This window comes from Actinacidiphila acidipaludis, assembly GCF_019890725.1.
GTDB lineage: Bacteria > Actinomycetota > Actinomycetes > Streptomycetales > Streptomycetaceae > Actinacidiphila > Actinacidiphila acidipaludis.
Window position 1 is genome coordinate 1 of the sequence record NZ_JAINZZ010000122.1, and the last position, 2,981, is coordinate 2,981.

Here is a 2,981-nt window from a genome sequence, read left to right on the forward strand (position 1 = left end):
GACGCCGAAAGGGACCTCACACCCATGTCGATCTCACAGCCGGACACCGGCACCGCACTCGGCCCCGACAAGGAGGAGCTGCGCACGACGGTGGCCGCGATCCTCGACATCGAGGCCGCCGACCTCACCGACAACGCCCACTTCATGGAGGACCTGGCGGTCGACTCCCTGATGGCGCTGGAGGTGGTGGTGGCGCTGGAGAAGACGTACGGCGTCAAGTTCACCGAGTCGGAGCTGCGGTCCGTCGTCTCCCTGCAACAGGCCTACGACCTGCTGGCGCAGAAGCTCCCGACGCCGTGACGGCGGCGCCGGCCGCGCACAGCGCGGTGAGCGACGTGACCGGCCCGGCGGGCGAGACGGCCGGGCCGGCCACCGGCGTGACCGGCCCGGTGCGGCAGATGGTCAGCCCGGTGCGCGGCGCGGTGCTGGTGGTGCGGCCCGGGAGTACCGACCCGGACGCGCCCCAGGCCCGTGCCGAGGTCCGCATCGACGCCTCGGAGCCGGTCTTCGAGGGCCACTACCCGGAATTCCCGATCTTTCCCGGGGTGTGCGTCGTCGAGTGCGTGCACCGATCGGCGCTGGCCACCGCGCCCAGCGGGGCGGACCTGACGCTCGCCGCGCTGGACTCGGCGCGCTTCGTGGGGGCGGTCTTCCCCGGTGACGTGCTCGGCATCGACATCACCTGGAAGGCCGTGGACGACCGGCTGCGGTGCGAGGCCGTGGCCTCCACCGGTCGGGGGACGGCCGCGAAGGTCCGCCTGAGCTACGCGGTGGGGGCGTCCGCGTGATCGACGCCGCCCAGATCAAGGGCTTCCTGCCGCACCGCTACCCGATGCTGCTGGTGGACCGGGTACTCGAACTCGTCCCCGGCGAGAGCCTGGTGGCGCTCAAGGCGGTCACCTGCAACGAGCCCTGGTACCAGGGGCTGGCCGAGGACGCCGCCGAGGAGCGGTTCTGCTATCCGCAGACGCTGCTGGTCGAGTCCTGGGGCCAGGCCGCGGGACTGCTGGCCGTCCAGCCCGGCACCGCCGCCGCGGGCCTGTCCGACCAGGTGATGCTGGCCGGCGCGATGTCGGGCGTGGAGTTCCTGCGCCCGGTCTATCCCGGCGACGTCCTGGAACACCGCGTCAAGGTGGTCCGGGCGCTGTCGGACGCCGTGATCTTCCAGGGCGAGAGCCTGGTCGGCTGGGAGGTCGTGATGCGGCTGTCCCACATGGTGATGGCGTTCCGCCCCGGCAACCGGGTGGCCGGCGCGGCGTGAGGCCGCGGCGGACCGCCGACGTCGATCGCCCCCAACCCTAGAGTCAGGAAGGCAGCACAGGCATGTCCCAGAACACGGAGGCCGGAGCAGCCACCAGGGTCGCCCTGGTCAGCGGAGGTTCGCGCGGGATCGGACGGGCGACCGCTCTGCGGCTGGCCGAGGACGGATTCCAGATCGCTTTCTGCTACCGCTCCGACGAGCAGGCCGCCAAGCAACTCGACACGGAGATAGCCCAGTTCGGCGTCCAGTGCCTCGCGGTGAAGGCGGACGTCGCGGACCGCGAGTCCGTCCGCGCGTTCGTCGCCGAGACCGAGGAGCGACTCGGCCCGATCGACGTCGCGGTGACCTCCGCCGGCATCACCCGTGACAACCCGCTGCTGCTGATGCAGGACGAGGACTGGGACCAGGTCGTCGGCACCAACCTCGGCGGGGTCTACAACGTCTGCCGCGCGGTCATCTTCGAGATGATGAAGCGCAAGAGCGGCTCCATCGTGAACATCTCGTCGGTGGCCGGGGTGTACGGCAACGCCACCCAGACCAACTACGCCGCCTCCAAGGCCGGCATCATCGGTTTCTCCCGCTCGCTGGCCAAGGAAGTGGGCCGGTACGGAATCCGGGCGAACGTCGTCGCCCCGGGATTCATCGAGACCGACATGACGGCCGACCTGAACGAGAAGGTCAGGAAGCAGGCCCTCACCTCCATTCCGCTGCGCCGTCTCGGGCGCGCGGAGGAAGTCGCCGACCTCGTGTCGTTCCTGGCCTCCGAGCGGAGTTCCTACATCACCGGCGCCGTTCTCCAGATCGACGGCGGCATCATCCTCTGACACTCCACCTTCGAACCGGAGTTTCCCCCATGGCAAAGACGAAGAAGCCGCCGCGCTGGTACTTCTCGCTGCGCAGCCCCTACTCGTGGTTCGCCTACCGCGAGTTGACCGAGCGGTACCCGGACGTCGCGGACGGCCTGGAATGGATTCCGTTCTGGGAACCGGACGACCTCACGCAGAAACTGCTGGACGAGGCCGACGTCGAACTCCCCATCGTGCCGATGTCCCGCGCGAAGAACTTCTACATCCTCCAGGACACCGCCCGGCTGTCCAAGGCCCGTGGCCTGAAGATGACCTGGCCGATCGACAAGGACCCCAACTGGGAGGTGTCCCACCTCGCCTATCTCGTCGCGGCCCGGGAGGGACACGGACGCGCGTTCGTCGAGCACACCTACCGGGCCCGCTGGGAGGAGTCCCGGGACATCACCAAGCGGGAGACCATCGCCGAGATCGCCGGGCAGATCGGGCTGAGCCCGCAGCTCCTCGCCGACGCCGCCGACGATCCCGCGGTGCGCGACGAGGGCGTGCAGTGCCTCATCTCCTCCTACAAGGACGGCCTGTTCGGGGTGCCGTTCTTCGTGCACGGACGGGACAAGTACTTCGGCGTCGACCGCCTCCGGCCTTATGTCGCGGCATTCCGCGGCCAGGACATCGAGGAAGTCGAGCGATCTTGGCAGGACTATGACGAGCTGCCCCGGTTCTCCGCGCCGGGAGGCGACACTGGGCACGCGGGCGGCTGCGGCTGACACAGCGACTGACGGCCTGACCTGCTCTTCTCCCTGAGTGACGCTCCGGCACAAACACGTCCGGCCAAGGCCATCAGAACTGTCAGCGAATTCATAGTGAGGCGTAAAGCTATGTCCGATGCGCAGGTGTCCGTGCCATCACCAGCCACC

The 2,981-nt window shown here is 69.1% G+C and carries 5 protein-coding genes; all 5 read left to right on the top strand.

The annotated features are described in order from the left end of the window. A partial coding sequence (locus tag K7862_RS36865) for an acyl carrier protein (protein ID WP_262414378.1) occupies positions 1-300 on the top strand: 300 nt, incomplete at its 5' end. Beyond that, on the top strand, positions 297-788 hold the full coding sequence (locus K7862_RS36870) for a 3-hydroxyacyl-ACP dehydratase FabZ family protein (protein WP_308012383.1): 492 nt from the start codon (positions 297-299) through the stop codon (positions 786-788). The genes K7862_RS36865 and K7862_RS36870, both read left to right, overlap by 4 nt. Continuing rightward, positions 785-1,261, top strand: coding sequence for a 3-hydroxyacyl-ACP dehydratase FabZ family protein (locus K7862_RS36875; RefSeq protein WP_222970139.1), 477 nt, complete (start codon positions 785-787; stop codon positions 1,259-1,261). Before K7862_RS36870 ends, K7862_RS36875 begins: the two co-directional genes overlap by 4 nt. A gap of 62 nt (positions 1,262-1,323) precedes the next feature. After that, positions 1,324-2,085, top strand: coding sequence for a 3-oxoacyl-[acyl-carrier-protein] reductase (gene fabG, locus K7862_RS36880; protein WP_222970141.1), 762 nt, complete (start codon positions 1,324-1,326; stop codon positions 2,083-2,085). Between the two features lie 29 nt (positions 2,086-2,114). Beyond that, positions 2,115-2,831, top strand: coding sequence for a 2-hydroxychromene-2-carboxylate isomerase (locus tag K7862_RS36885; RefSeq protein WP_222970143.1), 717 nt, complete (start codon positions 2,115-2,117; stop codon positions 2,829-2,831). The last annotated feature ends 150 nt before the right edge of the window (positions 2,832-2,981 follow it).